Genomic DNA, 24166 nt, shown 5'->3' with positions numbered 1-24166 from the left:
AACTAGCGCTGCAAGCTATAAGATATAAAAAAGCCAGCTTGAAAAGAATCAAGCTGGCTTTTACATTGCTAGTCAGTCAAAACTGTCTATACAGGTTCTTAATTGAACATTGCGATAGCTTCAGCTGGGTCTACGTATTCTAGGTCAAAGCTTTCTGCAACTTCTTTGCAAGTTACTTTACCGTGGATAACGTTTAGACCTTCTAGGAAACCTTTGTCCGCTAGAAGTGCTTCACGGTAACCTTTGTTCGCTAGTTTAACAATGTAAGGAAGTGTTGCATTGTTTAGCGCGAATGTTGAAGTGCGAGCAACGGCACCTGGCATGTTAGCAACACAGTAGTGAACAACGTCGTCAACGATGTAAGTTGGTTCTGCGTGTGTTGTTGCGTGAGAAGTCTCGAAACAGCCGCCCTGGTCGATTGCTACGTCTACCACTGCTGCGCCTGGCTTCATCTTAGCGATGTGCTCTTTAGTCACTAGTTTAGGAGCAGCTGCGCCTGGAATTAGTACGGCACCGATAACTAGGTCAGCTTCTAGAACGTGCTTCTCGATAGCGTCTTCAGTAGAGTAAACCACTTTAGCGCGACCTTGGAACTCTTCATCTAGGCGACGAAGTGTATCAACGTTACGGTCTAGGATAGTGACGTCTGCACGTAGGCCAACAGCCATACGAGCTGCGTTAGCGCCCACTACGCCGCCGCCGACAACAACAACTTTTGCTGGCTCAACACCCGGAACACCGCCAAGTAGAAGACCACGACCGCCGTGAGATTTCTCAAGAGTTTGTGCACCCGCTTGAATAGACATGCGACCTGCAACTTCAGACATTGGTGCTAATAGTGGCAAGCGACCCATATTATCTGTTACAGTCTCATAGGCTACGCAGACAGCTTTGCTCTTGATAAGCTCTTCAGTTTGTGGAAAATCTGGTGCAAGGTGTAAATAAGTAAATAATATTTGCCCTTCGCGAAGCATAGCTCGCTCGACAGCTTGAGGTTCTTTAACCTTTACAATCATATCTGCTTTCGCGAATACGTCAGCAGCAGTAGGAAGAATGGATGCGCCTACAGCGATGTAATCATCGTCTGAAAAACCGATACCATTACCGGCATTGGTTTCAACAAAAACTTGGTGACCATGTGAGATTAGTTCTCTCACGCTAGCTGGGATCATACCAACGCGGTACTCGTGGTTTTTGATTTCCTTAGGTACGCCAATAATCATCCTGAATCCTCATTTTATTTTGGTTGTATAATCTATAGTAGTTGTATTAACTGTTTGTAGGGTAATTCTGTCGAATTAATATCTAGTATAGTTATGTTTAAATAAAATTTGATACTGAATATTAAAAAGTTGTAGTATATTTTTTTGCAAGGAAGTAATAAGGTGGAATAAAAAATGGCAGACAACTATAAGAAGCCGTCCAAGGAACTAGACCGTATCGACCGCAACATTCTTAATGAGTTGCAAAAAGACGGTCGAATTTCGAACGTTGAACTTTCAAAACGTGTGGGTCTTTCTCCGACTCCGTGTTTGGAACGTGTTCGTCGTTTGGAGCGTCAAGGGTACATTACAGGGTATACAGCGCTGCTTAATCCTCAGTACTTAGATGCATCACTATTGGTGTTTGTTGAAATTACATTGAACCGCGGGTGCGCCAGATGTATTTGAACAATTTAACACTGCCGTTCAAAAGCTAGACGACATCCAAGAGTGTCATTTAGTGTCGGGTGACTTTGACTATCTTCTAAAAACACGTGTATCGGATATGGGTGCTTACCGTAAACTTCTAGGTGATACGCTGCTGCGTTTACCTGGCGTGAACGACACTCGTACCTACGTGGTAATGGAAGAAGTGAAACAAACCAACCAGCTGGTGATTAAAACTCGTTAGTCATCAATGGTCGAACAGCAAGAAAGCGGAACTTAGTTTCCGCTTTCTTGCTTTCTGGAATTGGGTTTTTCCGTTTGATATGGTTAAATCAACAGTAGTTTTTATCAAACATATTTATAAAGCTGGTTTATGTTCAAAGAGAGCGGCAACAAAGTCGAAACAATCATCAAAACGAGTGAAGAGCCTCAGTCTTCTCGTTTGACGGGTACCCAACGTTTAAAAGAGTGCAGCCTGATTCTGGGTGTGCTGTTTTCAATTCTCCTTGCCGTCGCACTGCTGACTTTTAATCCTGCAGATCCATCTTGGTCTCAAACGGCTTGGGGTGGAGAGATACAAAACGCAGGCGGCTATGTTGGTGCTTGGTTGGCAGATACACTGTTTTTTATCTTTGGTTCTCTAGCTTATCCTTTGCCTATTCTTGTTACGTTAGCGGCGTGGGTGCTGTTCCGTAAGCGTGATGAAGATGAAACCATCGACTTTATGTTGTGGGGCACGCGTTTACTTGGCCTCACGATTCTTCTATTAACCAGCTGTGGCTTGGCAGATATCAACTTTGACGATATCTGGTACTTTTCATCAGGTGGTGTGATTGGTGACGTGATGACCAGTCTAGCGTTACCTACTCTGAATATTCTAGGGTCAACGCTTGTTCTGCTATTCCTGTGGGGCGCTGGTTTTACCCTCCTTACAGGGATCTCATGGCTCAGTATTGTTGAGTGGCTCGGAAATACTGCGATTCATCTATTTACAGCTCTTGTGAATAAAATGCGCGGTCATGACCAAGAGGTGATGGAGCCAGAACTTAAGGAAACCGAACAGCACGATGAGTTGCACACTGCGCCGTCGAATTCGCCAGTTGAGGGTGTTGCTGAAGAGATTGAAGAAACCAATGACCCACTGACGAGCGATCCGAGTCTACACTTCTCGGCAACCGCTGAGCCAGAAGTTGAAATGCCAGTGGCAGAAGAGCCTAAGCGCCACTTCAATATCCATATGCCTGAAAAAGAACCTGAAGCTGCGGTTAAGTCATCTGCTGTAAAACCTGCTGAAAAGCCTCAGCCAACTTATCACGCACCGGAAGAACCATTGGAAGAAGGTGTAGAACGTTCTAAGCAATTGAATGCGACTATTGAGCAGCTAGAACATGCAGCGATGGATGAAGACGATCTAGCCGAGCAAGTGCAAACAGAAGCTCATCATTCACAAGCGGCTTATCAAGAATATATGCAAGAGCAGCCAGTGGAGCCTCAGGTTGCGCCAGAGCCTGTTGTTGAACAAGAATCAAGATTTGATGTAGAGCCCGTTCAGAACAATGAACCAGTCTCATTTACTTCGGACCCAGAGCCAGAGGTTGTGCCAGAACCTATGTTCATTGAACAACCCGCTGTTGATCATGAGATGGCTGAAGAAACGGCTTTTGAAGAGACACCTCGTCAAGAATCTAGTATTGACGAAAGTCATTGGAACGAAACGGATACTGAAGTAGAGAAAGTTGAAGAGCAGGCGATTGACCTGCCTTGGGAAGAAGTAACGGAAGAAGAGCCTGCACATCCAGACCAAGATGTCGCCGCGTTCCAGAATATTGTTTCTGAAGCGCAAGCGAATATGGCGGCAGCGCAGAATCCATTCTTGGTTCAAAAAGAGCCGAATCTTCCTAAACCAACGTCTCCGATGCCGACTTTAGAGCTACTTTACCACCCTGAAAAGCGTGACAACTTTATTGATCGCGATGCTCTAGAAGATATTGCTCGTCTGGTTGAGTCAAAGCTCGCTGACTATAAAATCAAAGCTGAAGTGGTGGATATCTTCCCAGGCCCTGTGATTACTCGATTCGAGCTTGACCTTGCACCGGGTGTGAAAGTGAGTCGAATCTCAAGTCTATCGATGGACTTGGCACGTTCATTGTCTGCGATGGCTGTCCGTGTCGTAGAAGTTATTCCGGGTAAACCCTATGTAGGTCTGGAGCTGCCAAATATGAGTCGCCAAACCGTCTTCTTCTCTGACGTGGTGGGTAGCCAGCAGTTTATTGATGCTAAATCACCAACAACGGTCGTGATGGGTCAAGACATCGCGGGTGAAGCGGTTATTGCTGATATCGCCAAAATGCCTCACGTGCTGGTGGCAGGTACGACTGGTTCTGGTAAGTCTGTGGGTGTAAACGTAATGATTTTGAGTATGTTGTATAAGGCAACGCCTGAAGATCTGCGCTTCATTATGATCGACCCGAAAATGCTTGAGCTATCTATCTATGAAGGTATCCCACATCTATTGTCAGAAGTGGTTACCGACATGAAAGATGCGTCTAATGCACTGCGCTGGTGTGTGGGAGAGATGGAGCGACGTTATAAGCTAATGTCAGCGTTAGGCGTACGCAACATTAAAGGCTACAACGATAAGCTGAAAATGGCGGCGGAAGCAGGGCACCCAATTCATGATCCATTGTGGCAAGCTGGCGATAGTATGGACCCTGAGCCTCCATTACTTGAAAAACTGCCTTATATCGTTGTCGTTGTTGACGAATTTGCCGACTTAATGATGGTCGTGGGTAAGAAAGTTGAAGAATTGATTGCACGTCTCGCACAAAAAGCGCGTGCAGCGGGTATTCACTTGATTCTTGCAACACAGCGCCCTTCGGTTGATGTAATCACCGGTTTGATTAAAGCGAATATCCCAACTCGTGTTGCGTTCACCGTATCGACGAAAACGGACTCTCGTACTATCTTGGATCAAGGTGGTGCGGAATCACTACTGGGTATGGGTGATATGCTTTACTTACCACCTGGTTCAAGTCATACCATTCGTGTCCACGGTGCATTCGCATCGGATGATGATGTACATGCTGTCGTTAACGACTGGAAAGCGCGTGGTAAGCCAAACTACATCGATGAGATTACCAACGGCGAACAGACCCCAGAAACTCTGCTTCCGGGCGAGAAGATGGAAGGTGATGAAGACGTTGACTCGCTGTTTGATCAGGTTGTTGAGCATGTGGTTCAGTCACGTCGTGGTTCGGTGTCGGGTGTTCAGCGTCGATTTAAGATCGGTTATAACCGTGCCGCTCGTATTGTTGAGCAGTTAGAAGCTCAAGGTATTGTGAGCCCACCAGGGCACAATGGTAACCGTGAAGTATTAGCGCCAGCGCCGCCGAAAGAGTAATCGCTTAATTGCGTAGATAGGAACTCAACCCTTAATGATCGGTCATAGCTTTATGGCCGATTTACCTTGTAACAGGATAATTAATGAAAAAAGCACTCGCACTTCTATTTATGAGTTTTTCCGTTTTCGCTTCACCGAAGGAAGAACTGAGCAACCGACTCGCGCTAAACGCAGGTTTTAGTGCCGATTTCAAACAGGTTGTCACAAGCCCTGATGGCGATGTTGTCATGGAAGGAGAGGGTACAGTAGAAATTGCACGCCCAAGCCTATTCCGCTGGGAAACCACCTTCCCAGATGAAAACCTATTGGTCTCTGATGGTCAAAGCCTTTGGTACTACAGCCCATTTATTGAGCAAGTCAGTATCTATTGGCAAGAACAAGCAACCGCGCAAACGCCATTTGTATTGCTGACTCGTAACCAGCAGAGCGATTGGGATAACTACGATGTAACCCAATCAGGTAACCAATTTACACTCAAGCCAACGGCTGTTGATTCGAATCAAGGAGATTTCCAAATTCAGATCAACGACAAAGGCATCGTTCAAGGCTTTAATGTCATTGAGCAGGACGGTCAAAAAGGTGAGTTCACATTCAGTAATGTTGAACTTGGTAAGCCAAGCAGTGATCGTTTTACTTTCGTCGCCCCAGAGGGTGTCGAAGTTGACGACCAAAGAAACTGATTCTTTAGTGTCGTCCATTTAATCGCGAATCAAGAGATAGCCATTGAGTAACTACAGTTTAGACTTTTCGGGGGACGAAGATTTTCGTCCCCTTGCTGCTCGTATGAGACCAGAAACCGTCGAGCAATACATCGGTCAACAGCATATTCTGGGACCCGGTAAACCTCTGCGTCGAGCGCTCGAAGCTGGGCATATTCACTCCATGATCTTATGGGGGCCACCGGGTACCGGAAAGACGACGTTAGCTGAGGTGGCGGCGAATTATGCCAATGCTGAAGTCGAGCGAGTGTCAGCGGTGACTTCGGGTGTGAAAGACATTCGCGTAGCGATTGATAAAGCTCGTGAGAACAAGCAAGCGGGTCGTCGAACTATTTTGTTTGTGGATGAGGTGCACAGGTTCAACAAAAGCCAACAAGATGCGTTTTTACCACATATCGAAGATGGCACCGTTACCTTTATTGGAGCGACAACCGAAAACCCGTCTTTTGAGCTCAACAATGCACTGTTATCACGTGCGCGTGTCTACAAACTGACTTCTCTCAATACTGATGATATCTCTCTTGTCATTCGCCAAGCCATTGAAGATAAACAGCGTGGTCTAGGTGATGTAAGTGCCCACTTTGCAGACAACGTATTAGATCGTTTAGCTGAGTTAGTGAATGGCGATGCGCGCATGTCACTCAACTATCTTGAGCTACTTTACGATATGGCTGAGGATGATGAGCAAGGCCGCAAGTCAATTACGCTTCAATTGCTAGCAGAAGTCGCTGGTGAGAAGGTGGCTCGCTTTGATAACAAAGGCGACATTTGGTACGACTTGATTTCAGCAGTGCATAAGTCCATTCGTGGTTCAAACCCAGATGCTGCGTTGTATTGGTCGGCTCGTATGATTGCTGCTGGCTGTGACCCTTTGTACATCGTGAGACGTCTGTTGGCGATTGCATCTGAAGATATCGGTAACGCTGACCCAAGAGCCATGCAGGTTGCGATCTCGGCTTGGGATTGCTTTACTCGTATTGGTCCTGCAGAAGGCGAACGAGCGATTGCTCAAGCGGTTGTCTACCTTGCTTGTGCACCAAAGAGTAACGCTGTCTACACTGCCTGGAAGCAAGCACTTACCGATGCACATAACTTACCTGAGTACGAAGTGCCTCATCACTTAAGAAATGCGCCAACAAGTTTGATGAAGGACATGGGCTATGGGCAAGAATACCGTTATGCTCATGACGAACCTGGGGCCTACGCAGCAGGGGAAAAGTATCTGCCACCAGAAATGGGTGAGCGTCAGTACTATTTCCCAACAAAACGAGGCTTAGAGACCAAGATTGGTGAGAAGCTAGATTATCTGGCGGATTTGGACGCAAAAAGCCCACAAAAACGCTATGAAAAGTAGCCTTTTTTGGATATCTTAACCTAGTCATAAAATTCAGATTAAATCGTTAAAAAATGATGAAATAATCATCAGTTTTGGCGGTTTAGTGGTGTTTCAGTGGTCAAGCTACTGAATATTCAAATAACTAAAGCATAGGATTAGCAATGCTGGATTCTAAATTACTTCGAGCTGAGCTGGATGAAACAGCGGCAAAATTAGCACGTCGAGGCTTTGACCTTGATGTAGAGACAATTCGTGAACTTGAAGAAAAACGTAAGTCCCTTCAAATGAAAACTGAAGAACTGCAAGCGTTACGTAACTCTCGCTCGAAGTCCATTGGCCAAGCAAAAGCGAAAGGCGATCACGAAGAAGCTGAGCGCATCCTTGCAGAAGTAGGTAACCTAGGTTCTGAACTAGACGCAGCTAAAGTTGCACTAGCCGATCTTCAAGGTGAGCTTGAAGCGATCACAATGGCAATTCCTAACCTGCCAGACGATTCAGTACCAGCAGGTAAAGACGAAGACGACAACGTAGAGATCTCTCGTTGGGGTGAGCCAAAGACTTACGACTTTGAAGTAAAAGATCACGTTGATCTTGGTGAGCTTTCTGGTGGTCTTGATTTCGCAAGCGCGGTTAAGATTTCTGGTTCTCGCTTCATCGTAATGAAGGGTAAATTTGCGCGTCTACACCGTGCAATTGCTCAGTTCATGCTAGACCTTCACACTGATGAGCACGGCTATACAGAGATGTACGTACCGTACCTAGTGAACCACGACAGCCTATACGGCACTGGTCAGCTACCTAAGTTCGGTGAAGACCTGTTCCACACAAGCCCGCTAACTGAGCAAGTAAGTGACGTTCCTCTTAAGAAACTATCGCTTATCCCTACTGCAGAAGTTCCAGTAACGAACCTAGTGCGCGATACCATTACGGAAGAAGCTGAACTGCCACTTAAGATGACAGCTCACACGCCTTGTTTCCGTTCTGAAGCAGGTTCTTACGGTCGTGATACTCGTGGTCTTATCCGTATGCACCAGTTCGACAAAGTTGAACTTGTACAGATCACTAAGCCTGAAGATTCAATGGCTGCACTAGAAGAACTAACAGGTCACGCTGAGAAAGTTCTACAACTTCTAGAGCTTCCTTACCGCAAAGTGGTTCTATGTACCGGTGACATGGGCTTCGGCGCTGCGAAAACTTACGACTTAGAAGTTTGGGTTCCAGCTCAAGAGACTTACCGTGAAATCTCATCTTGTTCAAACATGTGGGACTTCCAAGCTCGCCGTATGCAGGCACGTTTCCGTCGTAAAGGCGAGAAGAAACCTGAGCTTGTACACACACTAAACGGTTCTGGTCTTGCTGTAGGTCGTACAATGGTTGCGATTCTAGAGAACAACCAAGAAGCAGATGGCCGTATCGCAATCCCAACAGTGCTTCAGAAGTACATGGGCGGCGTAACGCATATCGGTTAATGATTTAACCTTTGAATTGAAACCCAGCCTGCGCGCTGGGTTTTTTATTGCCTGAATCTAACCATTGTTAAAAGTTGTTAGGTTATTGAAAACACTCTGGTCGTTGGAGTGCACTATCAATGGCGGTGACTAATTTCTCGATATGATGCGATTCGCTGATAAATGGAGGCATCATATAAATCAGTTTCCCGAAAGGTCGGATCCACACCCCTTGTTCAACAAAGTGGGCTTGTATTGCTTCCATATCAACGGGTGTGTGAGTCTCCACGACACCGATCGCGCCCAACCAACGAACGTCTTTGACCAACTCATGTTGTTTGAGTTTTGGAAGCAGCTCTGAGAAAAGTGATTCGATCTGTTTCGTCTGTAACTGCCAATCACCTTGTTCGATTAACCCAAGACTTGCGGCACCAACGGCACACGCGAGTGGGTTGCCCATGAAGGTAGGACCGTGCATAAAACATCCGGCTTCACCGCCACACACAGTATCAGCAACCTCTTTGCTTGCAAGCGTTGCGGAAAGGGTCATATACCCCCCAGTCAGTGCTTTGCCGACACATAGAATGTCCGGTTGAATATCGGCATGCTCACAGGCAAACAGCTTACCCGTGCGGCCAAAGCCTGTGGCAATTTCGTCAAGAATTAACAGCACACCGAATTCATCACACAGTCCTCTCACCTGTTTTAGAAACTCTGGATGATAGATACGCATCCCGCCGGCGCCCTGCACGATGGGCTCCAAGATCACTGCTGCAATTTCTTGATGATGGGTGCTGAGTTTTTCTCTGAAGTTGCTGATGTCGTCCGGGTTCCACTCATCCCAGAAGCCCGTTGTTGGAGAAGCTGCAAAGAGATGTTCCGGCAGGAACCCTTTGTACAGGCTATGCATGGAATTTTCTGGGTCTGTCACGGACATCGCAGCGAAGGTGTCACCATGGTAGCCATCTCTTAGTGTTAAGAATTTGGAGCGCGGTTGTCCTTTTGCATGCCAGTACTGCAACGCCATCTTTAAACTCACCTCAACAGCGACTGAGCCCGAGTCTGCCAAAAATACATGTTCCAAATTACTAGGTGCGAGCTTTAGCAGCTTCTTACATAGGTCGATTGCCGGCTGGTGAGTAATACCACCGAACATAACATGTGAGACTTTATCGATTTGACTGTGCGCAGCGTCATTTAACACCGGGTGGTTGTATCCATGAATGGTGGACCACCAAGAAGACATACCATCAATGACTCGCTTCCCATCTTCCATTTCGAGTAAAACCCCTTTGGCTCCCACAACCGGATAGCAGGTCAGAGGTGTGAGGGTCGAAGTGTAGGGATGCCAGATGTGCTGGCGATCAAAGGCGAGATCCATAGCGATTTCCATATTTGGTTTGATTAAATATTAACCAGTTGTAAACTTTTGTTTTTATCAATGTGTTGACAGTCTAAAGCTTGTCGGTAGACTAGCCAAGCATAAATGCAAAACCTCAAACTGGATTTGCGCAAAAATAAGATAAAAGAAAAGGATCGACACGTGGAAGTTCGTCATAACTGGACAGTAGCTGAAGTAAAGGCTCTGCTTGAAAAACCGTTTATGGATTTGATGTTTGAAGCTCAACTTGTTCATAGACAGTACCAACTGCACAACCACGTGCAGGTGAGTACACTTCTTTCTATTAAAACTGGTGCTTGTCCAGAAGACTGTAAATACTGTCCACAAAGTGCTCACTACCGCACTGATGTTGATAAAGAGCGTTTGATGGAAGTTGAACGCGTGCTCGATGCGGCTCAAAAAGCGAAAAACGCAGGCTCTACGCGTTTCTGTATGGGTGCTGCGTGGAAGAATCCGAAAGAGCGTGATATGCCTCATCTAACAGAAATGATCAAAGGCGTAAAAGGTATGGGTCTAGAAACTTGTATGACGCTGGGCATGTTAACGCCGGAGCAGGCGGGTGAATTAGCGGACGCAGGCTTGGATTACTACAACCACAACCTGGATACCTCTCCTGAGTTCTACGGTAGCATCATTACGACTCGTACTTACCAAGACCGTCTAGATACCTTATCTCACGTTCGTGATGCAGGCATGAAGATCTGTTCTGGCGGTATCATCGGTATGGGTGAAAGCACCAATGACCGTGCCGGCTTACTTGTTGAACTTGCAAACCTCCCTGTTCATCCAGAAAGTGTGCCAATCAACATGCTAGTAAAAGTGAAAGGTACGCCGATGGAAAACGTCGATGACGTAGAACCTTTCGACTTTATCAAGCTTATTGCAATTGCTCGTATCATGATGCCGAAATCGGCGGTTCGCCTGTCTGCAGGTCGTGAAAACATGAATGAACAGATGCAAGCGATGTGCTTTATGGCGGGAGCCAACTCTATCTTCTACGGTTGTAAGCTACTGACTACACCAAACCCAGATGAAGACACCGATATGCAGCTATTCAAGAAACTGGGTATCAATAGCCAAGAAGTGGCTCAAAAGCCAGACGAAATTCAAGAAAACGAACTGTTAGATCGAGTGGTTGAGCGCGTTGCGGCTCGTCCAACGAAAGATGACATGTTCTACGATGCCAGCGTTTAACTCTCGTATTCAAAAAGCCCTTACTGATCGTGTTCAGCAAGGGCTTAATCGCCAGCTTAATGTCCTTAATCCGGTGAGCCACTCAGAAGTTGAGTTGGACTCTAAGATATACAGCAACTTTTCTAGCAACGATTATTTAGGCTTGGCGAATGATCCGGAGCTGGTTTCTGCTTGGCAGGATGGGTTGAGTCGATATGGGGCTGGTAGTGGTGCTTCACCATTGGTGACAGGCTTTAGCGCAGCGCACCAAAATCTAGAGTCCCAGCTGTGCGAATGGTTAGGCTATGAGCGTGCAATTCTGTTCAGCTCGGGCTTTAGCGCAAATCAAGCGTTGTTGTTTTCCCTTCTCGATAAAAACGACACTCTCATTCAAGACCGCTTGAATCACGCGTCGCTTATGGAAGCAGGGGTGTTATCTCCTGCGAAAATGAAGCGCTTCAAGCATAATGATGTGGCTCATTTGGCGTCGCAGCTTTCTGGTTCAGAAAATGCATTAGTGGTCACTGAAGGCGTTTTTAGTATGGATGGTGACCAAGCGCCATTGAATCAAATATCTAGAGTGACTAAGCAGAACGACGCTTGGTTAGCCGTCGATGATGCTCATGGTATTGGCATATTGGGCGAATACGGTGCAGGGAGCTGTGCAGCTGCAGGAGTAAAACCGGAGTTACTCGTAGTGACATTTGGTAAGGCTTTTGGTTTGTCTGGTGCAGCGATTCTTTGTAGTAAAGAGGTCGGGAATTACTTGACCCAGTTCGCAAGGCATCACGTTTACTCAACGGCGATTCCACCGGCTCAAGCTTTTGCGTTAAGCACCGCATGTCAAATGATACAGACCCAGCAATGGCGCAGAGATAAATTGAATGAGCTGCAGGCGATTTATCATGAAGGTGTAAAAGGGCTAACGGGCTACATCGAAACCAATACACCAATAAAGCCATTTATGGTCGGCCAGTCAGAGCATGCTATTAGTATTGCAAATCGAATGAAAGAGAGTGGTATCTGGATGACCGCAATTCGTCCGCCGACAGTGCCCGCAGGGACTGCTCGTCTCAGAATTACATTGACGGCCAATCATAGTCCAGAGCAAATGTCCCAGCTGACTCATTCGTTAAAAAGTGCGCTAGAAACGCAACGAGAGGTAGAGTAAATGTCACAGCAAGCCGTTGTAGAGAATTACACTGTCCAAGATAAAAAGGCGATTGCAGATGCCTTCGGAAAAGCTGCTAAAAATTACGATAAACATGCTGAATTTCAGCGTGACGTAGGTCAGCGCCTTCTCGATAAGTTACCTAACGATCTAACTGGTTACCAGGTATTAGATCTAGGGTGTGGGACAGGCTATTTCTCCAAACGACTTATTGAGCGAGGAGCTAAGGTTGTTTGCGCAGATTTGTCATTAGGAATGTTAGAACAAGCCAAACAGAGATGTGGAGATGGCGTAGCTGTTTATCAGCAAGCGGATGCTGAAGCCTTACCGTTTGAGGATGACCGTTTTGATTTGGTGTTCTCTAGCTTGGCTCTACAGTGGTGTGATGATCTCTCCATGCCGTTGCGAGAAATGAAGAGAGTGACACGCCAAGGTGGCTCTATTGCTTTTTCTACCTTGTTAGATGGCTCTCTGATCGAGTTGAAAAAGGCATGGAGTAAAATTGACTCACATCAACACGTCAACCACTTTATTACCGCCAATCAGGTAAAAATTGCGTTAGCGCAATCTAGCTGTGTCCACCATCTACTAGACTTGCCCTCCATCACAGTATGGTACGATTCAGCGTTTGAATTAATGCGCGACCTTAAGGGGATTGGTGCCAACCACGTAAGTGGGCGCTCACAAGGTCTGACCAGTAGAAGAATGCTGCAGCTTGTCGAGCAAGAGTATCGAACATTTCAAAACCATCAAGGTTTCTTACCAGCAACATATCAAGTTTGTTTAGGGGTTATTCAATTATGATTGATGCATTATTTATTGCAGGTACGGATACCGAAGTGGGCAAAACCGTCGTGTCAAAAGCGATCTTACAAGCTTTTGCCGCGAAAGAGCTAACAACGATTGGCTATAAGCCTGTCGCTGCGGGTTGTGAACAGTACCCAGAAGGTGCGCGTAATAGCGACGCTCTTCACCTTCAAGAAGCGGCAACTCAAGACATCGAATACGATGATGTTAATCCATACGCGTTAATGCTTCCGGCTTCTCCGCACATTGCAGCTAAGCGTGATGGTGTCGTCATCGATGAAGCGGTGCTTTCTCAAAAACTGGAGCAACATAAGCAGAATTCTGACTTTGTGTTGGTTGAGGGTGCTGGTGGCTGGCGCGTACCCGTATCGGATGATGTGTGCTTGTCTAACTGGGTGAAGAAAGAGCAGCTTCCCGTTGTATTGACGGTGGGGATCAAACTGGGGTGTTTAAGCCATGCTCTGTTAACAGCAGAAGCCATTCGTGCAGATGGTCTTAATCTGGTGGGTTGGGTTGCAAACCGAATCAATCCAGGTACTGAGCATTACGCAGACATCATCGCAATGTTAGAAGATAAGCTAGGTGCTCCGAAATTGGGTGAGATCCCTTATGTACCGAAAGCAAAATCTAAGAACATTGGTAAGTATATTGATGTACAACCTCTAATGATGCTGTAACGAGCAATTAGTGACCAATTAAAAATTACAAAGGGCTGCAAATATGCAGCCCTTTCCTTTATCTGTCGATCTCTTAAGCCAGAAGACCGCCAAGCAGTATTAGTGGTCTTTTGTAAGACCCATCAATGCTTGTTGTGTTTCTGTAATATTATTATGTGCAGCCTCTGGCGTCACGATACCAATCTGTTTTTTTGCTTCTTCCTCAGTGATACCTAAGTGACAACACAGTAAATCAATAGCCATTTGAGTGTTAGTACCTTCAACCATGATCCTTTCCTTTTGTTACTCGGACTAGCCAATAAATTATCTAGGCACACTGTAAACGGATCAGTCGATGTTCTCTATACGACTTAGGTCTAATGCCCAAGTCTAAGTCGAACACGGTCTAGTAATTAAATGTTGCAATTTAATGCTTAACCTTGTTTTCTAATTCTTAGACTATATGTATAAGTAAATAGAAGTGTTCAAAGCGCGACATTCATCCTGTTCGCTTTGTCTATAATGATAAGTTTTTATAAAGCAGCTTTCATGCGGAGATAAGTAATGAAGCGAGTAATGTTGTTCCTTGCAACCAACTTAGCGGTTGTATTGGTACTAAGTGTTGTTCTTAATATTGTATACGCTGTAACGGGGATGCAGCCTGGCAGCCTGTCTGGATTGCTCGTAATGGCTGCCGTATTCGGTTTCGGTGGTTCTTTTATTTCTTTGATGATGTCAAAAGGGATGGCTCTACGTTCTGTTGGCGGTATGGTGATTGAAAGCCCTCGCAATGAAACAGAACATTGGCTGATGGAAACGGTAAGCCGCCAAGCTCAACAAGTAGGTATCGGTATGCCAACCGTCGCTATCTATGATTCACCAGATATCAACGCATTTGCTACAGGCGCTAAACGCGATGATTCATTGGTTGCAGTTTCAACGGGTCTACTGCACAGCATGACTCGTGACGAAGCTGAAGCGGTACTTGCTCACGAAGTTAGCCACATCGCAAACGGTGATATGGTAACAATGACTTTGATGCAAGGCGTTGTGAACACATTCGTTATCTTCCTGTCTCGCTTCATCGCGAACATCGTTGCTTCTAATGACAACGAAGAAGAGGGTGGCAGCAACATGATGGTGTACTTCGGTGTGTCTATTGTTCTTGAGCTAATCTTTGGTTTCCTAGCGAGCTTCATCACAATGTGGTACAGCCGTCACCGTGAGTTCCACGCAGATGCAGGCGCAGCGCGCCTAGTGGGTAAAGAGAAGATGATCGCTGCTCTAGAGCGTCTAAAAGTAAGTCATGAACCACAGCTTGAAGGTTCGATGATGGCGTTTGGTATCAATGGTAAGAAGTCTCTGAGTGAGCTGCTAATGAGCCACCCACCGCTAGACAAGCGTATCGCGTCTCTGCGTAACATGTAATCTTAATTGGATTCAAGATTGAAAGGCTTCCTTCGGGAAGCCTTTTTATTACGGAAGTAATAGCTTTTCATTGATGAATCTACTGCTTTAACGTGCCCGGTTGATGGTTGTTTAGGCTTACGTCTGTATTAATAGATTAATTCAGTTTAGGTTTGCCACTCACGTCGTTAGCAACTGCTAACAGATACAAAAAAGGCTTCCACTAGGGAAGCCTTCTCATATCATCTTATTCGAATCTCGAATTACAGCTTGTCAGTCAGCTCGATTGCTTGACCGATGTAGTTCGCTGGCGTCATCTCTTTCAGACGTGCTTTCTCGTGCTCTGGAAGCTCAAGACCGTCGATGAAGTTACGCATTGCTTCGCCATCTACACGCTTACCACGAGTTAGCTCTTTTAGCTTCTCGTATGGCTTCTCGATACCGTAGCGACGCATTACTGTTTGTACTGGTTCTGCAAGAACTTCCCAGTTTTGGTCTAGCTCTGCAAGTAGTGCTTCACGGTTAACTTCTAGTTTGCTGATACCTTTCAGAGTAGAAGTGTATGCGATGATCGCGTAGCCAACACCCACACCTAGGTTACGAAGAACCGTAGAGTCAGTTAGGTCACGCTGCCAGCGAGAGATAGGCAGTTTTTGTGCTAGGTGGCCGAATACAGCGTTAGCTAGACCTAGGTTACCTTCAGAGTTTTCAAAGTCGATTGGGTTAACTTTGTGAGGCATAGTTGAAGAACCGATCTCACCAGCAATTGTCTTCTGCTTGAAGTGACCTAGAGCGATGTAGCCCCAAACGTCACGATCGAAGTCGATTAGGATTGTGTTGAAACGTGCAACTGCATCGAATAGCTCAGCGATGTAATCGTGTGGTTCGATTTGAGTTGTGTATGGGTTCCAAGTTACGCCTAGAGACTCAGTGATGAACTCTTCAGAGAACTGGTGCCAATCAACTTCTGGGTAAGCAGAAAGGTGAGCGTTGTAGTTACCTACAGCACCGTTGATCTTACCAAGGATTTCAACGTTCGCGATTTGCTTGTATTGACGCTCCATACGGTACGCCACGTTTGCCATCTCTTTACCCATTGTTGATGGAGAAGCTGGTTGGCCGTGTGTACGAGATAGAAGAGGGATGTCGCGGTATTCAACAGCAAGTGCTTTGATAGCATCGATGATGTTTTGGATTTCAGGAAGAATCACTTCATCACGAGCTTCTTTTAGCATTAGAGCATGAGACGTGTTGTTGATGTCTTCTGAAGTACAAGCGAAGTGGATGAACTCGTTTACAGCGTGAAGCTCAGGAACACCAGCTACTTTCTCTTTAAGGAAGTACTCAACCGCTTTAACGTCGTGGTTAGTTGTACGCTCGATCTCTTTGATGCGAGCTGCATCTTCTTCAGAGAAGTTTGCTGCTAGTTCATCTAGAAACTTGTTTGCTTCTGCACTGAATGCCGGTACTTCTGCGATTGCGTCTGTTGCCGCAAGCTTTTGTAGCCAACGAATTTCAACGATAGAGCGGTACTTTAGTAGACCAAACTCACTAAAGATGCTGCGAAGTGCAGTTGTCTTGCTTCCGTAACGGCCGTCTACTGGTGAAACAGCAGTCAATGCTGACAGTTCCATGGTGTTCTCCTGAATTGAGTTTCTAAATTTTGTGAGCTTTATACCAGTAACTTTGCAGTTTGTCACGCACATTGCGCAAACGTTTGCGTGAGAATTGTTTTGGTACAAAGAATAAGCTCGCGACAGTGCGCGAGCTGGTGTATTACATTCTTGCTAAGAGGATTTGAGCTTGCTCAACCATCTTCTTGCGTCCGAAGATTAGGTGGCGACGCTTGCCTCCTACTTGACGCCAAAGAACGGCACTGCGGATCCCAGAAAGAAGCAGGGCACGTACTTTGTGTTGATTTGATGTCTGTTGAAGGACTGAAGGTGTACCTGAAACCTGAATGCGTGGACCAATAGGGCTCACCACATCAAGATAGATACTCGCTAGGTTGCTTATCATCTGATCATCAAAAAGATCAAAGTGCTCAGCTTGGCGTTCCGCGGTTTGAATGCGGTCACCCAGTTGAGACATTGCGTCATTGCGACCTGACAGCTTACGCTCTAGTGCCATCAAACTAATGATGTAACGCGTGATGTCGCTGCCTGCAGGAGTACTATCGATACCTTTTACTAGGCACTCTAGACCAAGCTTTAAGTTGGATTCGCGACCAAATACGCCCACAGTATTCGCTGGATTAGTATTTAAAATCGCACTGAGTGAAGCTTCAAAGGCATCTTTATCACAATAGCCGTCTTTTGCTACCTGTTGAACCAAAGCGACTGCTTGGCAGATTCCAGCGAAAGCGATTGTACGGTCATAAAGTGTGTTGGCCACGTAGTAACTCCTAGTTCTTTTTATTAGATGCGTTTTTCGATGATGCCGCCACCAAGACAAACTTCGCCTTGGTAGAATACTGCTGACTGACCTGGAGTCACTGCAATTTGAGGCTCGTCGAAGATAACCTTGATGTTCTCATCGTCAATTGGAATGATTGTACAAGGAATATCTGTTTGGCGGTAACGAGTTTTTACTGTGCACTTCAAAACATCAGTAATTGGTGCGCGGTCTACCCAGTGCAGTTGCGACGCAATTAAACCTTCCGATTTTAGAAGAGGGTGGTCTTTACCTTGTACTGCAATCAATACGTTGCGTTTAAGGTCTTTCTCACCAACAAACCATGGAGCTTCGTTGCCGCCGCCGCCTTTAGTGCCACCGATATGCAGGCCTTTACGCTGACCTAGTGTGTGGTACATCAGACCGTTGTGCTTACCAATCACTTTGCCTTCTGGTGTTTCAATGTCACCTGGCTGTGCTGGTAGGTATTTACCTAGAAACTCAGTGAATTTACGTTCACCGATGAAGCAGATACCTGTTGAATCTTTCTTCTTCGCAGTAATAAGACCTTGCTCTTCTGCGATCTTACGTACTTCTGGCTTTTCTAACTCACCTACAGGAAATAGGCTGCGCGCAACTTGGTCTGAGCTAAGCGTATATAGGAAGTAGCTTTGGTCCTTGTTGCTGTCTAGACCACGAAGCATTTCAGGCTTTTTACCTGCATCTAGCTCTTCTTGAGTTGGGAAAGTACGACGAACATAGTGACCCATTGCGATGTAGTCTGCGTCTAGTACTTCATCCGCAAATTCAAGGAAGGCTTTGAATTTGATCTCTTTGTTACAAAGAATGTCTGGGTTTGGCGTACGACCTGCTTTGTATTCTGCAAGGAAGTATTCGAATACGTTGTCCCAGTACTCTGCAGCAAAGTTAATGGTGTGAAGGTGGATACCTAGCTTGTCACAAACCGCTTGCGCATCCGCAAGATCTTCAGCTGCCGTACAGTACTCTTCGTTATCGTCTTCTTCCCAGTTTTTCATGAAAAGGCCTTCTACCTGATAGCCTTGTTGCTGGAGAAGATACGCCGAAACTGACGAATCTACACCGCCGGACATACCGACAATTACTTTCTTTTGGCTGTTTCCAGAGCTGATATCTGACATGTCTAAACACCGTTACTATTACTTGGTCGCAGATTCTAACAGAAAGAGAAACAACGTGACAGATCCGAGACCGGAATCACAGTTTCTTTTGTACAAGAAGTGCGCTTGTATTTCGTTAGGAACCTGATGAAAGCGAAGCGAGTCGCTAGGATGTCAGACCTATATGTGGCATAGTCGCTGAAAATCCAAGACCTGAGATGAAAAAATGTCTGAACAAGATGAATTTATGCAAGAAGAGCAGTTGATTGAGATTATTGAAAATCAGCTAGAAGACGGACAACCGATTAAGGTGAAAGAGACTTTAATGCGTTTGATGATGACCGGGCACTCTCGTGAAGATGCGATTGCAGCGATGGCATGTGCACTTGCCATCGAAGTATTTGATGTCATGAAGAACAACGCTGAATTTAACCAAAAGCGTTACGCAGAACATCTGGATATGCTGCCAGATCTAAGCTTTATGGAAGGCGAATAAAAAAATACTCATGCAAACGTTTGCTATAGTTTGAGTGATTGCCGCGCTAAATATAGCGCGGTAGAATCCGCCCCCTATTTCCCCTTGACTTAGACTAGCCTTATGAAATTTCCTGGACAACGTAAATCAAAGCACTATTTTCCGGTTCATGCTCGTGACCCATTAGTGAGCCAATCTCAAAACAGCAAGAAGATGTCTCGCACTCATATTATTGGTATTGACCAAACTTTGGTGGATATCGAAGCGAAAGTGAGTTCAGAATTAATTGAAAAGTATGGTTTAAGTAAAGGTCATTCTCTCGTTATCAATGACGAAGCAGCAGAGTCTCTATACCAAGAGCTAAAAGAGCAGTGTCTGATTACTAATGAATACGCTGGTGGCACCATTGGTAACACGCTACACAACTACTCAGTGTTAGCGGATGACCGCTCAACGCTATTGGGTGTAATGAGCCAAGATATCAAAATCGGCAGCTACGGTTACCGTTACCTATGTAATACATCAAGCAGAATGGATCTGAACCATTTACAAGGGGTAGATGGCGCAATCGGTCGTTGCTTTGCTTTGATCACTGAAGATGGGGAACGCACCTTTGCAATCAGCGAAGGTCAAATGAACCAGTTAAATCCAGACAGCATTCCAGAGAAGATTTTTAAAAGTGCTTCTGCGTTAGTTCTTACCGCATACCTCGTTCGTTGTAAGCCAGGCGACCCTATGCCTGAAGCGACAATGAAAGCGATTGAGTACGCGAAGAAATACGATGTGCCAGTGGTACTGACGCTAGGTACTAAGTTCGTTATTCAAGATGACCCTGAGTTTTGGAAAGACTTCTTAGAGCAACATGTAACGGTTGTTGCAATGAATGAAGATGAAGCCGAAGCCCTAACAGGTGAAAGCGATCCTCTCGCTGCTTCAGATAAAACTTTGGATTGGGTAGATTTGGTTCTATGTACCGCAGGTCCAGTAGGTCTGTTTATGGCTGGTTATACAGAAGAGTCTGCGAAGCGCGAAACGACCTTACCGTTGCTACCGGGTTCTATTGCTGAATTCAACCGTTTTGAATTCAGTCGCCCTGCGCATAAAGCGTTGTGTGAATCTCCTATTAAAGTTTACTCGCATATCGCCCCTTACATGGGTGGTCCTGAGAAAATTAAGAACACCAATGGTGCGGGTGATGCTGCGTTATCTGCGTTGCTACACGATATGGCTGCAAATAAGTACCATAAAGAGAACGTACCAAATTCAAGTAAGCATCAGCACTCATTTTTGACTTACTCTTCATTCTCACAGGTATGTAAATATTCAAACCGTGCGAGTTATGAGGTGTTAGTTCAGCACTCTCCACGTTTATCTCGCGGTCTTCCTGAACGTGAAGACAGTTTAGAAGAAGCATACTGGGAGCGTTAACCTCTCACGGTTGAACAACAAATTTTCTAAAAACCTCAAATCCAGTTTGAGGTTTTTTTATTCTATTAATCATGGCACGTTAGATTAAGATTTCGAAACGTTGGAACCCAATTGATTAATAGCAATAGCAGCTGATAGTGATTATTTATGTAGACACTGTCATACAGGTCTTAACAAGAACACTTCAATATACTATATGCATAAAGCCGCGATGATTATCATGTGCGTGTATATACATAAAAATAATGAGACTATTACACAGCAGCGATTGCTATTGACGATCTTATTATTCAATGTTTCTGAATGGAATAACATTCACAGGTATATACTTTGGTATTAGATTCTATAAATGCCTGAATTTGAGCCAGTGAAATTGGTTGTTGTCACTCTGTTTATTCTGAGCTCAGGCGCGAGTAGCAAGAGTTGGGGGGATTGTTGCTACTGTTTTTTTGGACTAGTGTGTGATTGATAGTTAGTACAGATAAAAATAAAGGCCTATCTAAGTAGGCCTTTATTATATGAGTTTGAATGCTAATAATTAGATAGCGAAATCTTCTAGAGATTTACCAGCATCAAGTTGTTGTTGGATCGCTGAAGGTGTACGACCTTGACCAGTCCAAGTTTTCTCTTGACCGTTTGCATCAACATATTTGTATTTAGCAGGACGTGGTGCACGTTTAGATTTAGCGCCTTTAGCTTTTGACTCACCAGAAAGAGCCGCGATTAGATCTGCAACGTCGATGCCATCTTTAGCGATTTGATCAGCGATAGCCGCTAGTTTTGCTTCTTGTTCTGCACGAGCAGCACGTTCTTCAGCTTCAGCTTCTTGACGCTCTTGCACAACGATAGTCAGTTTGTCTAGTGCTTCTTCTAGTTGCTCAAGAGTTAATTCACGTGAGAATGCACGAAGGCTACGGATATTTAATAGAGTTTTTGTTAATTCAGACATGATATTTCCCATCAAGATAAATTAATTAATCCTCTTAATAATAAACAGAGGTATTAAAGAACACAAACAGTATTTCTGTTCAGAATTAATTTAAATATTAAAAAATAGGGGAACTTTCAGAAAAACCGATGAAGTCCCAAGTTTAAGATATAATATGTCTAGTGGTAGTCTATAAATGTGATATGTGACTAGTGGAGTAGGTGTGGCGATGTTGTGAGCATCTTGATTACTTTACTAACAAAAAAGTTAGTTTTATCGGAGTGATATGTTGCATTGTCTCTTTTGTTGAGTACAATTGCGGCTACCTGATGCGATGTGCTGGTTAAATTGTTGTTAAATCAAACGAACAATAGTTAAAAGTGTTATCGCACGTAGAGGCGCAATTGCAAAAAGTAACTCTCATTGGGGTGATGCCAATGAATGAGAGCGAAAGGTGTAATTGCCGAAGTAAATTGTATATCTAAGCAATTTGCTGGGGTTGTGCTAAATAGGTACAACACTGCCATAGTCTTAATTTTAAACTATGGAGCGCTACTGTAGGGTTGGGTGAAGTGTTCACTTCCCTTTCGCTTAGTTCAACATGAACTTGGTCGTCTGTACCGAGTTTGTCTGCAGTAGATCTCTAGCCAAATAAAAATAAACTGGTTTTTGAAGATCATGAATTTAATAGATTTTGCAACATCACCTTTATCATTGCTGCCGCCGCTTGTGGCATTGAGTCTCGCTATTGTGACTCGTCGCGTTTTAGTTTCTCTTGGTATCGGTATTGTAATGGGGGCTATTTTACTGGCTGATTATTCAGTTGGTAATGCCGCGAACTATGTTGTTACTAAGGTATCGGGTGTTTTCATTGAAGACGGCGGTATCAACACATGGAACATGAGTATTGTCGGGTTCCTTCTTTTATTAGGTATGATGACGGCGTTGCTAACGCTATCTGGTGGTACTCGTGCGTTTGCTGAATGGGCACAGTCTCGTGTTAAAAGCAAACGTGGTTCTAAACTATTAGCTGCATTCTTGGGTGTATTCATCTTTGTTGATGATTACTTCAACAGCCTAGCCGTTGGTGCGATCTCTCGTCCTGTAACAGACCGTTTCTATGTATCTCGCGCTAAGCTTGCTTATATTCTAGATTCAACAGCTGCTCCAATGTGTGTGATCATGCCGGCATCTAGCTGGGGTGCATACATCATGACTATCATCGGTGGCATTCTAGTGACTCATGGTATGACCGAGTACTCGGCACTGGGCGCATACATCCGTCTTATCCCAATGAACTTCTACGCTGTGTTTGCACTACTTATGGTATTTGCAGTGGCGTGGTTTGGTCTTGACGTAGGCAAAATGCGTGACCACGAAATTGAAGCATCTCAAGGCCGTGGCTTTGAAGGCGACAACGACAGCCAACAAGCTCACGATCTAAATGAAGAGCTAGACATTGAAGAGAGCCAAAACGGTTCTGTGTCTGATCTGATCATGCCTATCGTATCTCTTATCGTGGCGACAGTAGCAGCGATGCTATACACCGGCGGCGCAGCACTGGCAGCTGACGGCCAAGCGTTCAACCTACTGGGTGCGTTTGAAAACACAGATGTCGGTAAGTCTCTTGTCTACGGTGGTATCTTAGGTCTAATTGTTGCCTTAGCAACTGTGGTTAAGCAAAAACTGCCTGTGGCGGAAATTGTTCGTACTATGTGGATTGGTGCTCGCTCAATGTTTGGCGCAATCCTGATCCTTGTATTCGCATGGACAATCGGTTCTGTTATTGGCGACATGAAAACAGGTACCTACCTATCTTCACTAGCGACGGGCAACATTGATTACCATTGGCTACCGGTTATTCTATTCCTACTTGCTGGTCTAATGGCGTTCTCTACTGGTACATCATGGGGTACTTTCGGTATTATGCTACCAATTGCAGGTGATATGGCTGGCGCGACAGATCTTGCACTTATGCTGCCAATGTTAAGTGCGGTACTGGCAGGTTCAGTATTTGGTGACCACTGTTCTCCGATCTCTGACACAACGATTCTCTCTTCAACTGGTGCGCGTTGTAACCACATCGACCACGTAGCAACACAGCTTCCTTACGCACTGTCTGTGGCTCTAGTATCGTGTGTAGGCTTCATCGTTTTGGGTATGACGGCTTCTGTAGCACTCTCATTCTCAGCAGCAGCATTGACATTCGTTGGTGTGTGCTTCGCACTGGGTTACTTCTCGCGTTGTAAAATGGCAACGTGTAAGAGCTAATCAGTGAAATAACAACACTTAAGAGGGAAGCCACGGCTTCCCTTTTTAATTGGCGTTAAATTAATTTTAAAAATAGTGAAAAAAGTTCGAATTAATGGTTGAAAAAGACCACCAGCTTAGTTAGTGTGGATACAAGACAGCAAACAACATAAGAGCTGATAAGTATGCGTAAATTAGTAATGAACATTCATCACCATCATCACCCTATCTAGTCTTTCGGGGAGATATACGCGTACCCGGGAGCAAGTTTACTCCCGGAGGTTAAGTCATAAAGAATTTAGATTTAAACCCTCGGGATGACAGAGTCTTCCGAGGGTTTTTTCGTTTTAGCACTTTAAATTATTTAATAAATTCAAATATTTG

General features: G+C 45.1%; 19 protein-coding genes, 1 pseudogene, 1 riboswitch and 1 other annotated feature. Of the genes and pseudogenes, 13 read left to right on the top strand and 7 right to left on the bottom strand.

The window, feature by feature from the left end:
• Positions 1-98: 98 nt before the first annotated feature.
• Entirely contained in the window at positions 99-1223 is a 1125-nt protein-coding gene (gene ald / locus vsple_RS08880; RefSeq protein ID WP_255230414.1) for an alanine dehydrogenase, read from the bottom strand.
• Positions 1224-1397: 174 nt separating this feature from the next.
• Between ald and lrp the strand changes: the two are divergent.
• The 5 genes and pseudogenes from lrp (at position 1398) to serS (ending at position 8573) form a co-directional block, all read left to right on the top strand.
• Positions 1398-1893 (top strand): annotated as a pseudogene (gene lrp, locus vsple_RS08875) (leucine-responsive transcriptional regulator Lrp).
• Between the two features lie 129 nt (positions 1894-2022).
• The gene (locus vsple_RS08870; protein WP_261881783.1) at positions 2023-5049 is read left to right on the top strand and encodes a DNA translocase FtsK 4TM domain-containing protein; all 3027 of its coding nucleotides are present in this window, start codon (positions 2023-2025) and stop codon (positions 5047-5049) included.
• A gap of 83 nt (positions 5050-5132) precedes the next feature.
• Positions 5133-5729 (top strand): outer membrane lipoprotein periplasmic chaperone LolA, encoded by a 597-nt coding sequence (lolA, locus tag vsple_RS08865; protein WP_150894081.1) that lies wholly within the window; start codon positions 5133-5135, stop codon positions 5727-5729.
• A gap of 43 nt (positions 5730-5772) precedes the next feature.
• Positions 5773-7122, top strand: a complete 1350-nt coding sequence (locus vsple_RS08860) for a replication-associated recombination protein A (RefSeq protein WP_261881782.1) — start codon at positions 5773-5775, stop codon at positions 7120-7122.
• A gap of 143 nt (positions 7123-7265) precedes the next feature.
• Complete coding sequence (gene serS / locus vsple_RS08855) at positions 7266-8573, top strand: serine--tRNA ligase (RefSeq protein ID WP_255230433.1); 1308 nt, start codon at positions 7266-7268, stop codon at positions 8571-8573.
• 82 nt (positions 8574-8655) lie between these two features.
• Here the strand turns inward: serS and bioA are convergent, their stop codons facing one another.
• The gene (bioA, locus tag vsple_RS08850) at positions 8656-9933 is read right to left on the bottom strand and encodes an adenosylmethionine--8-amino-7-oxononanoate transaminase (RefSeq protein ID WP_261881781.1); all 1278 of its coding nucleotides are present in this window, start codon (positions 9931-9933) and stop codon (positions 8656-8658) included.
• A gap of 162 nt (positions 9934-10095) precedes the next feature.
• On the opposite strand from bioA, the gene bioB reads away from it, so the two are divergent.
• The 4 genes from bioB to bioD are packed head-to-tail and all read left to right on the top strand — an operon-like array spanning position 10096 to position 13782.
• Complete coding sequence (bioB, locus tag vsple_RS08845; RefSeq protein WP_261881780.1) at positions 10096-11148, top strand: biotin synthase BioB; 1053 nt, start codon at positions 10096-10098, stop codon at positions 11146-11148.
• Positions 11135-12298 (top strand): 8-amino-7-oxononanoate synthase, encoded by a 1164-nt coding sequence (gene bioF, locus vsple_RS08840; RefSeq protein WP_261883158.1) that lies wholly within the window; start codon positions 11135-11137, stop codon positions 12296-12298. Before bioB ends, bioF begins: the two co-directional genes overlap by 14 nt.
• Positions 12299-13102, top strand: a complete 804-nt coding sequence (bioC, locus tag vsple_RS08835) for a malonyl-ACP O-methyltransferase BioC (protein WP_261881779.1) — start codon at positions 12299-12301, stop codon at positions 13100-13102. It abuts the gene before it with no gap.
• Positions 13099-13782 (top strand): dethiobiotin synthase, encoded by a 684-nt coding sequence (bioD, locus tag vsple_RS08830; RefSeq protein ID WP_255230437.1) that lies wholly within the window; start codon positions 13099-13101, stop codon positions 13780-13782. Before bioC ends, bioD begins: the two co-directional genes overlap by 4 nt.
• A gap of 99 nt (positions 13783-13881) precedes the next feature.
• Here the strand turns inward: bioD and vsple_RS08825 are convergent, their stop codons facing one another.
• Positions 13882-14049 (bottom strand): hypothetical protein, encoded by a 168-nt coding sequence (locus vsple_RS08825; protein WP_261881778.1) that lies wholly within the window; start codon positions 14047-14049, stop codon positions 13882-13884.
• Positions 14050-14325: 276 nt separating this feature from the next.
• Between vsple_RS08825 and htpX the strand changes: the two genes are divergently transcribed.
• Positions 14326-15189 (top strand): protease HtpX, encoded by an 864-nt coding sequence (gene htpX / locus vsple_RS08820; RefSeq protein ID WP_261881777.1) that lies wholly within the window; start codon positions 14326-14328, stop codon positions 15187-15189.
• A gap of 242 nt (positions 15190-15431) precedes the next feature.
• On the opposite strand, the gene purB is transcribed toward htpX, so the two are convergent.
• The 3 genes from purB to mnmA all read right to left on the bottom strand — a co-directional run bounded on the left by purB (position 15432) and on the right by mnmA (position 18722).
• Positions 15432-16802, bottom strand: a complete 1371-nt coding sequence (purB, locus tag vsple_RS08815; RefSeq protein WP_150894097.1) for an adenylosuccinate lyase — start codon at positions 16800-16802, stop codon at positions 15432-15434.
• A gap of 142 nt (positions 16803-16944) precedes the next feature.
• Positions 16945-17562 carry a high frequency lysogenization protein HflD gene (gene hflD, locus vsple_RS08810; protein WP_261881776.1) on the bottom strand — a complete coding sequence of 206 codons (618 nt, stop codon included), beginning with the start codon at positions 17560-17562 and terminating at the stop codon, positions 16945-16947.
• A gap of 23 nt (positions 17563-17585) precedes the next feature.
• On the bottom strand, positions 17586-18722 hold the full coding sequence (gene mnmA, locus vsple_RS08805; RefSeq protein ID WP_261881775.1) for a tRNA 2-thiouridine(34) synthase MnmA: 1137 nt from the start codon (positions 18720-18722) through the stop codon (positions 17586-17588).
• A gap of 205 nt (positions 18723-18927) precedes the next feature.
• On the opposite strand from mnmA, the gene vsple_RS08800 reads away from it, so the two are divergent.
• Both vsple_RS08800 and vsple_RS08795 read left to right on the top strand, forming a co-directional pair.
• Positions 18928-19197, top strand: a complete 270-nt coding sequence (locus vsple_RS08800) for a hypothetical protein (RefSeq protein ID WP_032552095.1) — start codon at positions 18928-18930, stop codon at positions 19195-19197.
• Between the two features lie 102 nt (positions 19198-19299).
• Positions 19300-20604: an inosine/guanosine kinase gene (locus vsple_RS08795; RefSeq protein WP_255230440.1), complete on the top strand. Its 1305-nt coding sequence runs from the start codon at positions 19300-19302 to the stop codon at positions 20602-20604.
• A 538-nt stretch (positions 20605-21142) separates the two neighbouring features.
• Here vsple_RS08795 and vsple_RS08790 read toward each other — a convergent pair.
• Positions 21143-21553 carry an H-NS family histone-like protein gene (locus vsple_RS08790; RefSeq protein ID WP_255230441.1) on the bottom strand — a complete coding sequence of 137 codons (411 nt, stop codon included), beginning with the start codon at positions 21551-21553 and terminating at the stop codon, positions 21143-21145.
• A 364-nt stretch (positions 21554-21917) separates the two neighbouring features.
• A riboswitch (Lysine riboswitch) is annotated at positions 21918-22095 on the top strand.
• 115 nt (positions 22096-22210) lie between these two features.
• On the opposite strand from vsple_RS08790, the gene vsple_RS08785 reads away from it, so the two are divergent.
• The gene (locus vsple_RS08785) at positions 22211-23803 is read left to right on the top strand and encodes a Na+/H+ antiporter NhaC family protein (RefSeq protein ID WP_261881774.1); all 1593 of its coding nucleotides are present in this window, start codon (positions 22211-22213) and stop codon (positions 23801-23803) included.
• A gap of 187 nt (positions 23804-23990) precedes the next feature.
• Positions 23991-24128 (top strand) — a sequence feature (His leader region).
• Positions 24129-24166 lie beyond the last annotated feature (38 nt).

It is taken from the genome of Vibrio pelagius (assembly GCF_024347575.1).
GTDB classification, from domain to species: Bacteria; Pseudomonadota; Gammaproteobacteria; order Enterobacterales; family Vibrionaceae; genus Vibrio; species Vibrio pelagius.
Note: the sequence above shows the minus strand (reverse complement) of the source record. Positions and strands in the feature narration are given on the sequence as shown.